13 protein-coding genes are annotated in these 17002 nt (G+C 42.3%); 7 read left to right on the forward strand and 6 right to left on the reverse strand.

Going from position 1 to position 17002, the window contains the following annotated elements; genetic code table 11:
* Positions 1 to 66: 66 nt before the first annotated feature.
* From hemG to pepQ, 4 genes are all read right to left on the reverse strand, one after another.
* Positions 67 to 597: a menaquinone-dependent protoporphyrinogen IX dehydrogenase gene (gene hemG, locus AAEY99_RS11750; RefSeq protein WP_162021962.1), complete on the reverse strand. Its 531-nt coding sequence runs from the start codon at positions 595 to 597 to the stop codon at positions 67 to 69.
* Entirely contained in the window at positions 597 to 2054 is a 1458-nt protein-coding gene (locus AAEY99_RS11755; RefSeq protein WP_059746096.1) for a TrkH family potassium uptake protein, read from the reverse strand. The genes hemG and AAEY99_RS11755 overlap by 1 nt, the downstream gene beginning before the upstream one ends.
* A 73-nt stretch (positions 2055 to 2127) precedes the next feature.
* Positions 2128 to 2742: a YigZ family protein gene (locus AAEY99_RS11760; RefSeq protein WP_101087373.1), complete on the reverse strand. Its 615-nt coding sequence runs from the start codon at positions 2740 to 2742 to the stop codon at positions 2128 to 2130.
* Positions 2735 to 4054 carry a Xaa-Pro dipeptidase gene (gene pepQ / locus AAEY99_RS11765; protein WP_011635506.1) on the reverse strand — a complete coding sequence of 440 codons (1320 nt, stop codon included), beginning with the start codon at positions 4052 to 4054 and terminating at the stop codon, positions 2735 to 2737. The genes AAEY99_RS11760 and pepQ overlap by 8 nt, the downstream gene beginning before the upstream one ends.
* Before the next feature lie 235 nt (positions 4055 to 4289).
* Between pepQ and fadB the strand changes: the two genes are divergently transcribed.
* The 5 genes from fadB (at position 4290) to AAEY99_RS11790 (ending at position 12042) form a co-directional block, all read left to right on the forward strand.
* Positions 4290 to 6440: a fatty acid oxidation complex subunit alpha FadB gene (gene fadB, locus AAEY99_RS11770; protein WP_351010590.1), complete on the forward strand. Its 2151-nt coding sequence runs from the start codon at positions 4290 to 4292 to the stop codon at positions 6438 to 6440.
* A gap of 22 nt (positions 6441 to 6462) precedes the next feature.
* Positions 6463 to 7626 (forward strand): acetyl-CoA C-acyltransferase FadA, encoded by a 1164-nt coding sequence (gene fadA, locus AAEY99_RS11775; RefSeq protein ID WP_101087370.1) that lies wholly within the window; start codon positions 6463 to 6465, stop codon positions 7624 to 7626.
* A gap of 247 nt (positions 7627 to 7873) precedes the next feature.
* Positions 7874 to 8119 carry a sulfurtransferase TusA gene (tusA, locus tag AAEY99_RS11780; protein ID WP_011635503.1) on the forward strand — a complete coding sequence of 82 codons (246 nt, stop codon included), beginning with the start codon at positions 7874 to 7876 and terminating at the stop codon, positions 8117 to 8119.
* Between the two features lie 3 nt (positions 8120 to 8122).
* The gene (locus AAEY99_RS11785) at positions 8123 to 8566 is read left to right on the forward strand and encodes an MOSC domain-containing protein (protein ID WP_351010592.1); all 444 of its coding nucleotides are present in this window, start codon (positions 8123 to 8125) and stop codon (positions 8564 to 8566) included.
* Positions 8567 to 8859: 293 nt separating this feature from the next.
* Positions 8860 to 12042: an amidohydrolase family protein gene (locus tag AAEY99_RS11790; RefSeq protein ID WP_351010593.1), complete on the forward strand. Its 3183-nt coding sequence runs from the start codon at positions 8860 to 8862 to the stop codon at positions 12040 to 12042.
* A gap of 67 nt (positions 12043 to 12109) precedes the next feature.
* Here the strand turns inward: AAEY99_RS11790 and AAEY99_RS11795 are convergent, their stop codons facing one another.
* A complete protein-coding gene (locus AAEY99_RS11795) occupies positions 12110 to 12673 on the reverse strand; it encodes a DNA-3-methyladenine glycosylase I (protein ID WP_351010595.1) in 564 nt (187 codons plus the stop codon).
* A gap of 112 nt (positions 12674 to 12785) precedes the next feature.
* Between AAEY99_RS11795 and glyQ the strand changes: the two genes are divergently transcribed.
* On the forward strand, positions 12786 to 13691 hold the full coding sequence (gene glyQ, locus AAEY99_RS11800; RefSeq protein ID WP_011635499.1) for a glycine--tRNA ligase subunit alpha: 906 nt from the start codon (positions 12786 to 12788) through the stop codon (positions 13689 to 13691).
* Positions 13692 to 13700: 9 nt separating this feature from the next.
* The gene (glyS, locus tag AAEY99_RS11805) at positions 13701 to 15785 is read left to right on the forward strand and encodes a glycine--tRNA ligase subunit beta (RefSeq protein WP_351010597.1); all 2085 of its coding nucleotides are present in this window, start codon (positions 13701 to 13703) and stop codon (positions 15783 to 15785) included.
* A gap of 152 nt (positions 15786 to 15937) precedes the next feature.
* On the opposite strand, the gene AAEY99_RS11810 is transcribed toward glyS, so the two are convergent.
* Positions 15938 to 16990 (reverse strand): HDOD domain-containing protein, encoded by a 1053-nt coding sequence (locus AAEY99_RS11810; RefSeq protein WP_351010599.1) that lies wholly within the window; start codon positions 16988 to 16990, stop codon positions 15938 to 15940.
* Positions 16991 to 17002 lie beyond the last annotated feature (12 nt).

The raw sequence follows: 17002 nt of genomic DNA on the forward strand, positions 1-17002 counted from the left end.
AAGTCACACTGAGAATAAATGGCGTTTCCAATAAGGTATATTAGGCACGCTATAGGGTTTATGAGGCTATTTTTGCGCTGCTATTTGTTTAGCATAGTCATCTACTTTACCCCAATCAGTAAACTCAAACGTTCCCTGAGTATCTGTCGGTCCCTTAGTCATCCACATGATAAATCGGATCATAAACTTATCGAAAAATCGGTAACGAGGGTAATCAATCTTACCGGCAAAAACGCCTAATAACTGAGGTTTCCAGGCAGATAAATTTGAAAATTTCTGCATATATGGGTTGGTTTCAGGGGTGTTTTTTTCAGGCTTTCTTGCCACTACGTTTACGCTAAAAAAACTGTTGAGCTTGGTGTCGAGCAGTGCTTGGTGTTGCTCAACAAACTTGAATAATTCTGGTCGATGTTTGCCATATCGAATACTGGCACCAATAACGACTTTATCAACACTCGCTAAATCATCAGCCTGAGCTTCAGCGAGATTAACCACATTAACTTGCTCACCCTGTTCAACTAATATTTGCTTAATTTTCTGACAAATTGCCAATGTTTGCCCATCGATCGTTGAATATAAAATCACAGTATTTAACATTAATTCTTCCAAAATGTGGGGGTAAATAGCACCAATAAGGTGAACACTTCTAACCGACCAAATAGCATTGCCATCACGAGTACCCACTTAGCACCGTCTGAAATACTGGCATAATTTGATGCCACATCGCCCAAACCTGGGCCTAAGTTATTTAAGCTGGCTGCCGTTGCACTAAATGCGGTAATGGCGTCCATGTCCATTGCCATTAAAATCACCATACACACCACAAACACTAAAGCATAAGCAGAGAAGAATCCCCATACCGCATCAATAATTCTGTCGGGTAATGCCGTAGAGCCAATTCTAATGGAATACATAGCTTTAGGATGAACAAGTCGTTTCAGTTCACGCGACCCTTGTAGTACTAATAGTATTAAACGAATTACCTTCATGCCGCCGCCTGTCGAGCCAGCACAACCACCAATAAAGCTTGAGAATATTAATAGAATAGGTAAAAACAGCGGCCAAGAATGGAAGCTTTCTGTACCGAAACCTGCCGTTGTTGAAATCGAGACCACTTGAAAGAAGGCGTAATCGAGTGTTTTCTCTGGAGAGTCGTATATTCCAGATTGATACAAGGTAGCGAAACAAATTGCGGTCAATACTACCTGTACAGCGATAAGCACCTTAAATTCTGCGTCTTTTAAATATACTTTGACGTTAATGCCACGACGAGTAAATGCGGCAAAGTGTAAGCTAAAATTGACTGCCGCAATCAACAAGAAAAATGCACAAATCACATTAATCAGCGGGCTTTGAAAGTAACCAATACTGGCATCATGAGTCGAAAAACCACCAATAGCGATAGTCGAAAACGAATGGCAAATAGCATCAAATGCATCCATACCGGCAAAGTAAAATGCCAATGCACAAGCAGTAGTAAGTAAAAAGTAAATGTACCATAAGGCTTTGGCCGTTTCGGCTATACGAGGAGTCACTTTAGTGTCTTTAACCGGACCAGGCACTTCAGCTTTGTATAGCTGCATACCACCAATACCAAGTAGAGGTAAAATGGCCACTGCGAGTACGATGATACCCATACCGCCCATCCACTGCAGTAAATGGCGATAAAACAATATTGACTTAGGCAAGTCATCTAGCCCGACTATCACGGTCGCACCTGTAGTCGTTAAGGCCGAAAACGATTCAAAAAAACTATCGGTCCAACTTAAATCAGGGTTATTAGAAAAAATAAATGGCAGTGCACCTATCGATCCAAGCACCGTCCAGAACAACACCACAATCAAAAAGCCTTCACGCGTTCGTAGATCACCTTTTTGATGACGGTTGGGATACCATAATAAAAAGCCTAGAAAAATACTGACAAAAAAGGCCTGAATAAATGCAGTACCACCACCATCTTTATACAAGATAGCCACCAATGCTGACGGCAGCATGGTGATTGAAAATAATCCCATCAGCAAACCGGTGATTCTAATAATTGTTTTATATTGCATTAAGGGTTCTGTTTAAGTTGTGCTGCGTCGAATTTAACAATTGAGTGACATTTTGGCATAAGTTCGTCATAGCTCAAACAGTAAACTTTACTTGTAGCTGACCCTGCGTCTGGGTCGCTAATGCTTGATTAAAAGCCTGATGGTGCGATTTAGCCAGTTCAAAGTGTATTTCAACTTTTTCGGTAAACTCTTTATCCATCACCACACCATCATATTGAGCAATTAAATACTCAACATCGGTGAGTTGAGCATAATGACATACCAAGCGTGCAGGATACCTTAAATGCTTAACCTGAGTCTGTATTTGCGTTAACCCTTGCTTTATACCCGAAGTATAAGCACGCACTAAACCGCCCACACCCAATTTAGTGCCACCAAAATAACGCACTACAATAACCCCTAGCTCACCAATGTTTGCGCCTTGTAAGCATGCTAGCATGGGTTTGCCGGCGCTACCTGACGGTTCGCCATCATCGCTAGCGCCCATATCAATGGTATTTTCTGGACTGCCGGCTACAAATGCATAGCAATAATGGTTGGCTCCTGGATATTGTTGCTTTACGTCAGTAAGCGCTAACTTCATATTATTAGGATGTGGGCAATGAAATAACAAAGAGATAAAGCGGCTATGCTTTATCTCTTCTTCTATCAGTACGTTAGCTTGTGGTATTAAATATGACTCAATCAACTAGACCAAACTCTCTCGTCATATTTTCTACTCGGTCTTGATGCACAATGACGTTATCTTCAATGCGAATGCCTCCAAATGGACGCATCTCATCAACCGTAGTCCAATTAATAGCTTGCTTAGCGGTAGCAGATAACTGATTAAGTAAGGTATCGATAATATAAAGGCCTGGCTCAATAGTCAGTACCTGATTAGCGGCTAATACTCTTGTACAGCGTAAAAAAGGATGCGCCTCAGGTGCAGCAATATGGGTTCCGCGCTCATCGTGGGAATAACCGCCCATATCATGAACTTGTAACCCCAACATATGCCCTAACCCATGCGGGAAAAAGGCACTCGTTACGCCTTGGGCAACTAACTGTTCAGCAGTGCCATTAGCCAAGCCAAAATCAATCAGTAACTGACCTATATAATGGTGTGTCGCGATGTGCAGATCGACGTACTTAACCCCTGGCTTCATCTGCTCAATAATGGCTAATTGCACTTTATCCAAGGCGACGATTAATTCGTAAAAACGATTTTTCTCGAATGAGTAAGTGCGGGTAATATCTGCGGCATAGCCATGATAACTGGCCCCAGCATCAATCAAAAAAGATAAACGCTGCGCAGGCTTAACATGTTCTAAAGCGGTGTAATGTAAAATAGCGGCATTTTGATTTAATGCCACGATATTGCCGTAAGGCACTTCATTTTCGCCTTGGCCAATTTCGAGCAAATAACGTTGCTGAATTTCAAACTCACTGGCACCATCATAAAACGCATTTTTGGCAGCCAAATGTCCTTTTACCGCAATTTGGTTCGCTCTGCGCATGCACTCAAGTTCATACTGAGTTTTGTCTGCACGATGATAATGTAGATAGTTCATTACTGCATCAGGGTTACGAGCCGCAAAGCCCAATACATCAGCCACATCTAAGTGTTCACCAATATACGCCCACGAGGCTAAGTCTTTAGGTAAAAAATCAGCAATTCGATCTGGCTTGGTCAGTAATTGAATATCAAAATGCTCAGTCCAAAAAGCTTGCGGTACATCATTCACTTTATGCCAAAAATCAACTGGGCGATAAAACACTAAAGTAGGCTTATCTTGGCCATTAGCGATAACCCAACAATTTGGCGTATCTAAAATAGGTAACCACGCTTTAAATTGCGGGTTAACTTTAAAGGGATAGTTAAGGTCATCTAAAAACTGTCGATGAGGTTGTCCCGAGTGAATCACTAAACCCGAAAGATTTTCACGCTGACAAATTTCGCCTACTCGGCGATTTAATTCCGCCATGTGCGCATGATACAGATGTGCTAACTGATCCATTGACTATCCCTTTGCATGAGTTTTAACCCAATAAGTCTATCACAAACAGAAAAAGACCTCGCTAGATGATAAAAAATTAAACGGCCGTTTAAATTGGGTGTTGTAATTTATCTCATTTAGTCGCACACTGAGAATTAGCTGGTCAATAGATGGCCGAAACTGCTGTGATTCAAGCTTGATAACTGCACAGTAAATAAGATGTGGAAGTCGCTTTTAAGCAATAAGGAAGCAAGCAATGATCTACCAAAGCCCTACCATTCAGGTTGAGTTACTTGAAGATAATATTGCCAAACTGTGTTTTAACGCACAAGGTTCGGTAAATAAATTCGACAGAGAAACAATAGCCTCTCTTGATGCAGCCCTAGACAGCATCAAACAAAATACCAATATTAAAGCCTTGCTGCTAACATCAGCAAAAAGCACCTTTATTGTTGGCGCAGACATTACCGAATTCTTAACGCTATTTCAGCAAGACGATGCCACGTTGCTAGCTTGGGTTGAACAAGCCAACGCAGTATTCAATAAGCTAGAAGACTTGCCGTTTCCGACAGCATCAGCGATTAACGGTTTTGCGTTAGGCGGTGGTTGCGAAACCATTTTAGCGACTGACTTACGCGTTGCTGATACCAATGCTCGCATCGGTTTACCAGAAACCAAATTAGGTCTTATTCCTGGTTTTGGTGGCACTGTGCGTTTACCTCGAGTAATCGGTGCAGATAATGCACTTGAGTGGATTACCACAGCTAAAGACCAACGCCCAGAAGATGCGTTAAAAGTAGGCGCTATTGATGCCGTTGTCGCACCAGAAAACCTAGAAGCTGCTGCGATTCAAATGTTACATGATGCCCTTAAAGGTAATCTTGATTGGCAAGCTCGTCGCACCAAAAAGCAATCACCATTACAGTTACCAAAACTTGAAGCCATGATGTCTTTTGCAACCGCAAAAGGGATGGTGTTCTCAGTTGCAGGCAAGCATTATCCAGCGCCAATGGCCGCTGTGAATGTTGTTGAACAAGCAGCTGGTTTGGATCGTGATGGCGCATTAAAAGTAGAAGCACAGGCGTTCATTAAATTAGCTAAAACAGATGTAGCCCAAGCGCTAATTGGTATTTTCTTAAATGACCAGTTCGTTAAAGGTAAAGCAAAGAAAGCCGGTAAACTCGCTAAAGATGTTAACCAAGCAGCAGTATTGGGTGCAGGTATTATGGGCGGCGGCATTGCTTACCAAAGCGCCAGCAAAGGCACACCAATTGTAATGAAAGACATCGCTCAGCCAGCATTAGAGTTAGGCTTGAACGAAGCGGCTAAAATTCTGACAACACAAGTTGCGCGCGGTCGCTCTACGCCAGAAAAAATGGCTAAAATATTAAACAACATCACCCCTTCTCTAGATTATGCCGCTATCAAAAATAGCGACATCGTTGTAGAAGCGGTTGTTGAACATCCAAAAGTTAAGGCCACTGTACTAGCTGAAGTAGAAGGTTACGTATCAGAAGATGCCATTATTGCATCAAATACCTCGACTATCTCAATCAACTTACTGGCTAAAAGCCTTAAGAAACCTGAACGTTTCTGCGGTATGCACTTCTTTAACCCTGTGCACAAAATGCCATTAGTTGAAATTATCCGTGGTGAGCACAGCTCTGAAGAAACCATCGCAACGGTAGTGGCTTACGCCAGCAAAATGGGTAAAACCCCAATCGTAGTGAATGATTGCCCAGGCTTCTTTGTTAATCGTGTATTGTTTCCATACTTTGCTGGCTTCAGTGGTCTACTTGCTGAAGGTGCTGACTTTGCAGCTGTCGATAAAGTCATGGAAAAGCAGTTCGGTTGGCCAATGGGCCCAGCCTACTTACTTGACGTAGTCGGTTTAGATACCGGTCATCACGCTCAAGCAGTAATGGCTGAAGGCTTCCCAGATCGCATGGGTAAAAATGGCAAAGACGCTATCGACATTATGTTTGAAAACAAACGTCTAGGTCAGAAGAACACTAAAGGATTCTATGCCTATTCAGTTGACCGTCGTGGTAAGCCGAAAAAAGACATTGATCCAACTAGCTATGAATTATTAAGCGCTGAGTTTGGTGAATTAAAGGCATTCGAGTCTGATGACATCATCGCTCGCTGTATGATCCCGATGATCATCGAAACGGTTCGTTGTTTAGAAGAAGGCATTATTGCATCACCTGCTGAAGGCGACATGGGTCTAGTTTACGGTATTGGTTTCCCTCCATTCCGTGGCGGTGTATTCCGTTACTTAGACACCATGGGCGTAGCAAACTTTGTTGCCCTAGCAGACAAATACGCACATCTTGGTGGCTTATATCAAGTTACTGATGCAATGCGTGCACTTGCAGCCAACAACGGTAGTTACTACCAAGCCTAATTAGTGGGAAAGGAATTAAATCATGAAACAAGCTGTTATCGTAGACTGCATTCGTACCCCAATGGGCCGTTCTAAGGCAGGGGTATTTAGAAATGTACGTGCAGAAACATTGTCTGCAGAATTAATGAAAGCACTGATGTTGCGCAATCCACAATTAGACCCTAACGACATTGAAGATGTGATTTGGGGTTGTGTGCAGCAAACACTAGAGCAAGGTTTTAACATTGCCCGTAATGCATCATTGTTAGCTGGCATTCCTAAATCGGCAGGCGCAGTAACGGTAAACCGTTTATGTGGTTCGTCAATGGACGCCCTTCATCAAGCGGCTCGTGCCATCATGACTGGTCAAGGCGACACCTTTATTATTGGTGGTGTTGAGCACATGGGTCACGTACCAATGAACCACGGGGTTGATTTTCACCCTGGCTTGGCAAACCGCGTAGCTAAAGCATCTGGCATGATGGGCTTAACCGCTGAAATGTTAGGTAAAATGCACGGTATTACTCGCGAACAACAAGATGCATTTGCGGTACGTTCTCATCAACGTGCACATGCAGCAACTATCGAAGGTCGTTTTGCCAAAGAGATTTGGGGCATTGAAGGCCACGATGTAAATGGCGCACTGATCAAAGTGATGACTGACGAAGTTATCCGTCCAGAAACAACACTAGAGTCACTTGCCGGTTTACGTCCAGCATTCGACCCAGTTAACGGTACTGTGACTGCCGGTACATCATCTGCATTATCAGACGGTGCTTCTGCAATGTTGGTGATGGAAGAATCTAAAGCTCGCGCTTTAGGTTTAACCATCCGCGCACGTATTCGTTCAATGGCCGTTGCCGGTTGTGATCCTGCAATTATGGGTTATGGTCCAGTACCAGCAACCAAAAAAGCATTAGCACGCGCTGGCTTATCTGTTGCCGATTTAGATCTTATCGAATTAAACGAAGCGTTCGCGGCACAATCATTACCTTGTGTTAAAGATCTTGGCTTACAAGATGTTGTCGATGAAAAGATTAACCTTAACGGTGGTGCAATTGCATTGGGTCACCCACTAGGTTGTTCTGGCGCACGTATCTCGACAACATTGATCAACTTGATGGAAGAAAAAGATGCAACGCTTGGTCTTGCCACTATGTGTATCGGTTTAGGTCAAGGTATCGCAACTGTATTCGAACGCGTTTAATCGTTCTCATACCAAGCTGATACTTTTCAGTTGTATCAAGTGAGTTGTAAAAACGAGCCAAATTGGCTCGTTTTTTTTATTTTAAAATTTTCCTACTTTGGCTAATGTTCCACGTGAAACATGTTTTATGAAAATTAAAAAATAATAAAAAAACTCAATATAACTTTAAAACCAAGCAAACTTGGCAAGCTTAAATGACAAGAGTAACATTAGCGCTAATTCGATAGGTAAACATAGACAGCATTTCATGAACGATATTTATACCCAAGCACAACACCAACTCGATGCTCTTGGTCTTCGATGCCCAGAACCTGTAATGATGATTCGAAAAACAGTACGCAAAATGGCAGAAGGTGAAACCTTATTAGTCATTGCAGATGATCCTGCCACCACTCGTGATATTCCAAGTTTTTGTGAATTTATGGATCACACGTTAATTGCCAGTGATATCAGCAAGACTCCTTACCACTATTTACTCAAAAAAGGACTGTAATGAATGACCATCACATTGGAAGCCATCGCGTATAAAACAGCAAAACGCGGCATAATGAAGTCAGCCTTTTGTGCCAATGTGACCTTAGAGCGAGGCGTCGAAAACGATATTTTTGGCAAACCAGGAAAACGTCAAGTAACCGTCATGTCTAAACAGCAGTGGCACACAGCCTGCCAAAAAATTAATGCCGATTTAGACTGGTTAACTCGAAGAGCTAATTTATTGATCAGCGGCTATGAATTTAGCGCAGCAGATGTCGGTAAAACGATCACCATAGGTACAGAGCTTAAACTACAAATCACAGGTGAAACCGATCCATGTAAGAAAATGCAACAAGCATATTCAGGTCTAGAGCAGGCATTAACGCCCGACTGGCGTGGCGGAGTCACCTGCCGCGTGATTCAAACTGGATTAATACAACTAGATGACTCAGTAAAAATAGATTAGTAAAACCGATAAATCATTTTCGTTTAAGCCTTTCATAATAAAATCTAACGCTATAGCACTCATTGTCTATTAATTGATAACAGACATATGTGTTAACGTCTGTCATTAATTGATACAGATTTGTTGTACACCTTATCGGTAATTTATGCGATAAAGGAACTATTCAAACCGACAAACGCAGTAAAGCCAAATACTCTTTAGGTCATCTAATCATGCAAAATGACATTTCCTAAACGGGTATTGGGCTTGATTAAATCCACTGAAAATAAAAACGACAACGGATAATCTACTCTATGTTGACTCAAAAACTCACTCCACTTTACACCGCAATGGCACTTACTCTAGGTATGTCTAGCTTTGCCTATGCCGAAGATGACAAAGTAAAATGGCACGTAAATGCTCCAGAAAATGCGCCATTAAGTAAAATTGATATCAATGTAACCGAAGGCACATGGATGAACGTCAATGTATCGCCAGATGGTGCACACATTGTATTTGATTTATTAGGTGATATTTATCAAATACCGGTAGCAGGAGGCGAAGCCAAACCACTGGCACAAGGTATCGCTTGGCAAATGCAGCCAGTATATAGCCCTGACGGTAAGTATATCGCTTTCACCTCTGATGAAGATGGTGGCGACAATATCTGGATAATGAATGCCGATGGTACAAATCCACACGCTATCACTACTGAAACATTTCGTTTACTCAACAGCCCGGCCTGGAGTCCTGATTCACAATACCTAGTAGCACGTAAACATTATACCGGCACCCGCAGCCTCGGAGCGGGTGAAGTGTGGATGTTTCACGTTGCTGGTGGCGAAGGCGTTAAACTAACAGAGCGCCCTAACGAACAAAAAGATTTGGGTGAACCGGCCTACTCGCCAGATGGACGCTATATTTACTTTAGCCAAGATGCGACCCCAGGCAAGACCTTTCATTACTCAAAAGATTCGGTCAAAGGTATTTATAAAATTAAGCGCTATGACACCCAAACGGGAGATATCGAAGTCTTAATTGAAGGAACTGGTGGTGCGATCCGCCCAACACCAAGCCCTGATGGCAAAACGCTTGCTTACATCAAACGCGATGGATTTCAATCGACACTATATTCACTGGATTTAAAGTCTGGTGAAGAAACTAAGCTGTATGACAAACTCGATCGTGATATGCAAGAAACATGGGCAATTCATGGCGTGTATCCAACAATGTCTTGGACCAAAGACAATAAGCACATCGTATTTTGGGCTAAAGGTAAAATTTATAAACTTGATGTCGACAGTAAAAAAATATCTGACATTCCATTCAGTGTTAAATCTCAAAGAGATATTCAGCCATCAGTCCGCTTTACTCAAAACTTAGATCAAGATGAATTTGATGTAAAAATGCTGCGTATGGCACAAGTGTCACCTGACGGCGAAAAAGTGGTATTTGAAGCCCTAGGTAAAATTTGGATTCGCGATATTAAAGATGGTAAACATAAACGATTAACCCGTTTAGATGATGACATCAATGAGCTGTTTCCACAGTGGTCACGTGACGGTAAAGACATCGTATTCACCACTTGGAACGACCAACAACAAGGCACCGTCAGTGTGGTTAGCGCCAGAGGAGGTAAAGCCAAGGTGTTGACCAACGAGCCTGGAAAATATGTCGAGCCAACCTTTTCGCCTGATGGCGAATATGTTGTTTATCGAAAGGCTCGCGGCGGATACATGACACCACGAACTTGGTCACAAGAACCGGGTTTATATAAAGTCGATATCAAAGGAAAGCAAAGCACTAAACTAACCGCCAGTGGCCATCAGCCACAATTCGGTGACGACTCAGACCGAGTTTACTTTATGGATTCAGGTGAGACACCAGAGTTTGCATCAATCGGCATGAACGGTTTTGAAAAGCGTACCCATTATACTAGCGACCATGCTACCGAGTTTCGTTTATCACCAAACGGTGAGCACTTAGCTTTTGCTGAGCGTTTTAGAGTATACGTCACTCCTTTTGCTAAACACGGTGAAACCATTGCGATTGGGCCTAAAGCAACCAACTTACCCATTACTCAACTGAGTGCTCGTGCAGGTGAAAGCATTAGCTGGAACGGTAAAAATAACCAACTGTATTGGACATTGGGCCCTGATTTATATCAAGCCGATGTAGACACTCAATATGTAAAAGCAGAAACCAAGGTCGATCCTAAAATAACCTCTATTGGCTTTAAAGATAAAGCCGATGTTCCACGTGGAACAGTAGTGTTTACTGGCGGTAAAGTGATCACCATGGAAAATGATCAGGTGATAGATAATGGTGTTGTTATCGTTAAAGACAATAAAATTGTCACTGTCGGTGATGCCAACACGGTGATCCCAAAAAATGCCCAGATTATCGATATTAGTGGTAAAACCATTATGCCGGGCTTATTTGATGCTCACGCCCACGGCGGACAAGCGGATGATGAAATTATTCCACAACAAAACTGGGCCTTATATTCTGGGCTGTCACTTGGGGTAACGGCTATTCACGACCCATCGAATGACACTACCGAAATTTTTGCTGCTTCTGAACAACAAAAAGCAGGCAATATTGTTGGCCCTCGTATTTTCTCAACCGGGACTATATTATACGGAGCCAACTTACCAGGCTATACCTCGCATGTAGATTCACTTGATGACGCAAAGTTCCACTTAGAGCGTCTTAAAAAAGTCGGTGCATTTAGTGTTAAGAGTTACAACCAACCACGCCGGGATCAACGCCAGCAAATTATTGCTGCCGCACGAGAGCTCGAAATGATGGTAGTACCTGAAGGTGGCAGTTTGCTGCAACACAATTTATCGATGATAGCGGATGGCCACACTACGGTAGAACATTCGTTGCCAGCAGCGTCTATATACAATGACATCAAACAATTCTGGAGCCAAACCGAAGTACACTACACACCGACCTTAGTTGTCGCTTATGGTGGTATTTCTGGCGAGCATTACTGGTATGACAAAACTGACGTTTGGGCTCACCCTCGTCTAAGCATGTATGTTCCGCATGATATTCTTGATGCCCGTTCAATGCGCCGCACTACCGCGCCAGATGAACATTACAACCACTTTAATGTTGCCCGCGTAGCCAATGAGTTAAACAACATCGGCGTTAAACCTAATATTGGTGCTCATGGTCAACGAGAAGGATTAGCTGCACATTGGGAAATGTGGATGTTTGCTCAAGGCGGCATGAGTAATATGGAAGTATTAAAAACCGCAACAATCAATCCGGCGACAACCTTTGGTATGGACCATCAACTAGGTTCTATTAAAGTGGGTAAATTGGCTGACTTAATAGTGATTGATGGCGATCCATTAGCCGATATCAGAACGACGGATAAAGTCACTTACACTATGGTTAATGGTAAGCTGTTTAATTCAGAAACCATGAATCAACTCAATGGTGATAAACATAAACGTAAGCCTTTTTTCTTTGAAAAAATCTAACGATTAAATTAATCCAATAAAAAGGGTGTTCCACGTGGAACACCCTTTTATTATATAAATATCAAAATCAATACTGGCAGTAACAATGACAGTCAGTCGTGTGGTCATTCACCATACCTACCGCTTGCATAAAGGCATAACAAATTGTTGGGCCAACAAAGTTAAAACCAAGCTTTTTTAACGCTTTAGACATAGCTTCAGATTCTGGTGTTTGTGCAGGAACTTGGCTTGATGAACTGAAGTTGTTTGCTCTCGGTTCACCGCCGACAAAACTCCATAAAAACTTAGAAAAATCATCACCCTGCTCCACAAATGCTAAATAAGCTTTAGCATTTCTGATGATCGAGTTTATTTTAAGACGATTACGTACAATACCTGGTTCAAGCATTAACGCTTCCACTTTAGCTTGATCGTACTGAGCAATAATACTCGGCTCAAAATTAGCAAAAAGTTGTTGGTAGTTTTGTTGCTTTTTAAGAATCGTAATCCAAGATAATCCAGCTTGTTGACCATCAAGACAAAGCTTAGCAAAAAGCTGTTTGGCATCAAACTCAGGACGTCCCCATACTGTATCGTGGTAATGCTGATATAAAGGGTCTTCACTTACCCAGCCACATCGGTTAACTTGCATGGTATGGTTCCATTAACGTTTTTAGTAGTACGTTAAAAAATAACCTACATCTGCCTTGCTCTACAAGGTATAATCATTAACATTTTCTATTAATAGCCTGACAGTAGTAGACATGACGACGAAACACGACGTAAAGACATTTCAGGGTTTCATCCTAACCCTTCAGGAATATTGGGCGCAGCAAGGTTGCGCAATTGTTCAACCTCTAGATATGGAAGTTGGCGCTGGTACTTTCCACCCGCAGACGTTCTTACGTTCATTAGGCCCGGAGCCAATGAGCAGTGCATACGTGCAACCGTCTCGCCGTCCTACTGATGGACGTTATGGTGAAAACCCAAACCGCCTGCAACATTACTACCAATTTCAAGTAGTGCTAAAGCCATCTCCAGATAATATTCAAGAGCTATATTTGGGCTCACTTGAAGCACTTGGCATCGACACCAAAGTACATGACATTCGTTTTGTTGAAGATAACTGGGAGTCGCCAACATTAGGTGCTTGGGGTTTGGGTTGGGAAATTTGGCTTAATGGTATGGAAGTGACTCAGTTCACCTACTTCCAACAAGTTGGCGGAATTGAATGTAGCCCTGTTACAGGTGAAATCACCTACGGGCTTGAGCGTTTAGCCATGTACATTCAAGAAGTTGATAGCGTATACGATCTTGTTTGGACTGACGGACCACTTGGTCGTGTCACTTATGGTGACATTTTCCATCAGAACGAAGTAGAACAGTCTACCTATAACTTCGAACATGCCGATGTCGATTTTATGTTCACCCTATTCGATCAATGTGAAAAAATGTGCATGCACTTACTATCACTAGAAAAGCCATTACCACTACCTGCGTACGAGCAAGTAATGAAAGCATCACACGCTTTTAACTTACTTGATGCTCGCCATGCTATATCAGTCACTGAACGTCAGCGTTATATCCTTCGCGTTCGAACTATGGCAAAAGGTGTTGCAGAATCTTATTATCAAGCACGTGAAGCTCTTGGCTTCCCAATGTGTAAGTAGAGGTAACGAATGAATTTTGAAAACTTACTCATTGAAGTGGGTACCGAAGAATTACCACCAAAAGCGCTGCGCACGTTAGCTGAATCATTTTTAACGAGCTTTACAGATGAATTAACTAAAGCTGATTTACCTTTTGAGTCTGCAGTTTGGTATGCCGCCCCTCGCCGCTTAGCGATTAATGTGTTGGGTCTAGCATTAGCACAAGCCGATAAAGTCGTTGAAAAACGCGGCCCCGCGGTTAGCTCAGCATTTGATGCTGACGGTAACCCAACTAAAGCAGCACAAGGCTGGGCTCGTGGTAACGGTATTACGGTTGAGCAAGCAGAGCGATTAGTCACCGATAAAGGTGAATGGTTAGTCCATCAAGCTAAAGTGGTTGGCGTTGAAACTAAAAGCTTAATAGCTGACATGGCACAACGCGCACTCGATAAATTACCGATCCCTAAACCAATGCGTTGGGGTAACAACAAAACTCAGTTTATTCGCCCGGTTCACACGGTGACTATGCTATTAGGTAGCGAATTAGTTGCTGGTGAATTACTTGGTATTACATCTAACCGCATTATTCGTGGCCACCGCTTTATGGGTAAAGCCAGCTTTGAGTTAGATCATGCCGACAATTATTTAGCCGCGCTAAAAGAGCAAGGTAAAGTTCTAGCAGATTATGAATTACGTAAATCGCTAATCAAAGCTGATGCTGAAGCAGCTGCAGCAAAATTAGGTGGTATTGCCGATATTCAAGATGGACTACTTGAAGAAGTCGCTTCTCTAGTTGAATGGCCAATAGTATTAACAGCAAGCTTTGAAGAAAAGTTTTTAAACGTACCTTCTGAAGCGTTGGTTTACACCATGAAAGGTGACCAAAAATACTTCCCAGTATTTGATAAAGCCGGCAAATTACTGCCTAACTTTATCTTTGTCACCAACATTGAATCTAAAGATCCACAACAGATTATTTCAGGTAACGAAAAAGTAGTTCGCCCACGTTTAGCGGATGCTGAGTTCTTCTTTAATACCGATAAAAAGAACACACTTGAATCTCGTATTGCCAGTTTAGAAACGGTTGTATTCCAAAAACAACTTGGTACGTTGAAAGCGCGTGTTGAACGTATTTCTGAGTTAGCAGGTTTCATTGCGACGCAAATGAACAACAACGGTGTTGAGACCAACAGTGTAGATGCTAGCCGTGCTGGTTTATTGTCTAAAACAGACCTAATGACCAACATGGTAATGGAATTTACTGATACTCAAGGCACTATGGGCATGCATTACGCCCGCCTAGATGGCGAAACAGAAGCTGTTGCTATCGCACTTGAAGAACAGTACAAACCTAAATTTTCTGGTGATACAGTACCAACGGCTACAGTGTCGTGTGCGGTTGCTTTAGCTGAAAAGTTAGATACGCTAGTGGGTATTTTTGGCATTGGCCAAGCACCAAAAGGTGCGGCTGACCCATTTGCACTTCGCCGTGCAGCCATTGGTATTTTGCGCGTTATCGTAGAAAACAAACTGCCATTGGACTTGGTAGAGTTAATTGCTAAAGCACAAGCTTTACATGCGACTAATATCACTAACACTAATACTAGTGAAGATGTACTTGAGTTTCTTCTCGCTCGTTTCCGCGCTTGGTACCAAGATAAAGGCATTCAAGTTGACGTTATTTTAGCGGTACTAGCTCGTCGTCCAACCAAACCTGCTGATTTTGACAGTCGTGTTAAAGCTGTATCGCATTTCCGTAGCTTAGAAGCTTCTACAGCGCTAGCAGCGGCAAATAAACGTGTTTCTAATATATTGGCTAAAGTTGAAGGCGAATTACCCGCAACCATCAATTCAGCTCTATTAACAGAACCAGCAGAAAAAGCGCTCGCTGATAAGCTTGTACAATTACAACCACAGTTAGCCCCGCTGTTTGCTGATGGCGATTACCAACAAGCATTAACGCTATTGGCTGACTTACGCGAAAACGTCGATCAGTTCTTTGAAGATGTGATGGTAATGGCAGATGATGAAGCATTGAAAAATAACCGTTTAGCGTTATTAACCAATCTTCGTGAGCAGTTCTTGCACGTTGCAGACATTTCGTTGCTGCAATAATGTAAATTAGCTGTAGTTGAGATAAAAGCGCCGCAAGGCGCTTTTTTTATGGATTACATCTTATGACTTACTTTTTATGGCTTAAGAGTATCAGCCACAACGTGGGGGCTATAAAAGGTTAAGGCAGACACCTTAGCCGCATTGATATCAATTTAAAACTGGATAAGCTTTTGATGCAAAACGATAAAATATTCTTCACTACACTCAACCTGAGCTAACAACACGGCTAGTGCTGGTTGAGGCAATTTGTCGACTTGCTGCAGCATTGAACACTCACTAATAATATTGGCTTTCCAAATAAGCAGTGTCATGCCATCAGTAGGTTTAATATTGGTATTGGCCAATAACGTTAACGGCGTTTCAAAGTGCAGTGGTAATTGCCAACAGCGCGCTAACAGTGCACTTAAGGTCAACGATTTTGTGGTCATCATCTGCTTAAATAGTATTGAATTAGGCTGCTCTCCAGGTTCTGCTTGATAAAAAGCATCCACCAGCATTTTAAAAATCGCAATTTTACCTACATCATGCAGTAAGCCCACTAAAAAAGCGCTGTCTCGTTGCTCGGGGCTCGCTAACTCGCTGGCCAAAAAAGCAACTTGCATAGAATGACGCCAGATTTCAGCCCCAAAGCGTCTAAAATAAATAGGCTTTATATCAATTAACTCACGGGCTAAACTCGCGGTAATAAATTGCCTTAATTGTTGTCGCCCCACTTGTACTAGCGCTTGTTGAATACTGCTAACATCATTTTCAGCTCGTTTAAAAGCAGGCGAATTACATAACTTAAGTACTTCAACACACAACAGAGGGTCTTGTTCAATAAGTTGTATTAGTTCTTGGGTTTCAATACTGTCGTCGGCTAGTTTTTTATCTAGCTCGAGTATTTTGCTGGGCAGCTTTAATACATTTTCCGCAATCGACTGAGGTGAGCTTAATGCCAGTTCAATATTGTGCATCACGCTTCGCTCTAAATTATTCGCTATTCCTGTTGTTGTAGTTTGTTGGTTTGCAAATAATAAACTGTAAAATAAAGCCGACAGATCTAACTGCGATTCAACTGCTTGATGTTGCGTAACCTCTATTGCAGGTACTGGTGCTTTGGATTTGGTTTGCTGACGTTTCTCTGCAGTGCTAATGCCAGTGAATTTGGCCTGTTCATTGCGGTCTCGAACATTAAACAATTTTTTAAAGAAACCAATAACCACTGTAAATAGCCT

The sequence above is a fragment of the Shewanella sp. S1-58-MNA-CIBAN-0166 genome, from assembly GCF_040310085.1.
In the GTDB taxonomy this organism is placed as follows: Bacteria; Pseudomonadota; Gammaproteobacteria; order Enterobacterales; family Shewanellaceae; genus Shewanella.

Excerpts from the sequence above, each read along its gene's own strand:
- hemG (WP_162021962.1), bottom strand. The coding sequence starts at position 597 with ATGTTAAATACTGTGATTTTATATTCAACGATCGATGGGCAAACATTG.
- AAEY99_RS11755 (WP_059746096.1), bottom strand. The coding sequence starts at position 2,054 with ATGCAATATAAAACAATTATTAGAATCACCGGTTTGCTGATGGGATTA.
- pepQ (WP_011635506.1), bottom strand. The coding sequence starts at position 4,054 with ATGGATCAGTTAGCACATCTGTATCATGCGCACATGGCGGAATTAAAT.
- fadB (WP_351010590.1), top strand. The coding sequence starts at position 4,290 with ATGATCTACCAAAGCCCTACCATTCAGGTTGAGTTACTTGAAGATAAT.
- fadA (WP_101087370.1), top strand. The coding sequence starts at position 6,463 with ATGAAACAAGCTGTTATCGTAGACTGCATTCGTACCCCAATGGGCCGT.
- tusA (WP_011635503.1), top strand. The coding sequence starts at position 7,874 with ATGAACGATATTTATACCCAAGCACAACACCAACTCGATGCTCTTGGT.
- AAEY99_RS11785 (WP_351010592.1), top strand. The coding sequence starts at position 8,123 with ATGACCATCACATTGGAAGCCATCGCGTATAAAACAGCAAAACGCGGC.
- AAEY99_RS11790 (WP_351010593.1), top strand. The coding sequence starts at position 8,860 with ATGTTGACTCAAAAACTCACTCCACTTTACACCGCAATGGCACTTACT.
- AAEY99_RS11795 (WP_351010595.1), bottom strand. The coding sequence starts at position 12,673 with ATGCAAGTTAACCGATGTGGCTGGGTAAGTGAAGACCCTTTATATCAG.
- glyQ (WP_011635499.1), top strand. The coding sequence starts at position 12,786 with ATGACGACGAAACACGACGTAAAGACATTTCAGGGTTTCATCCTAACC.
- glyS (WP_351010597.1), top strand. The coding sequence starts at position 13,701 with ATGAATTTTGAAAACTTACTCATTGAAGTGGGTACCGAAGAATTACCA.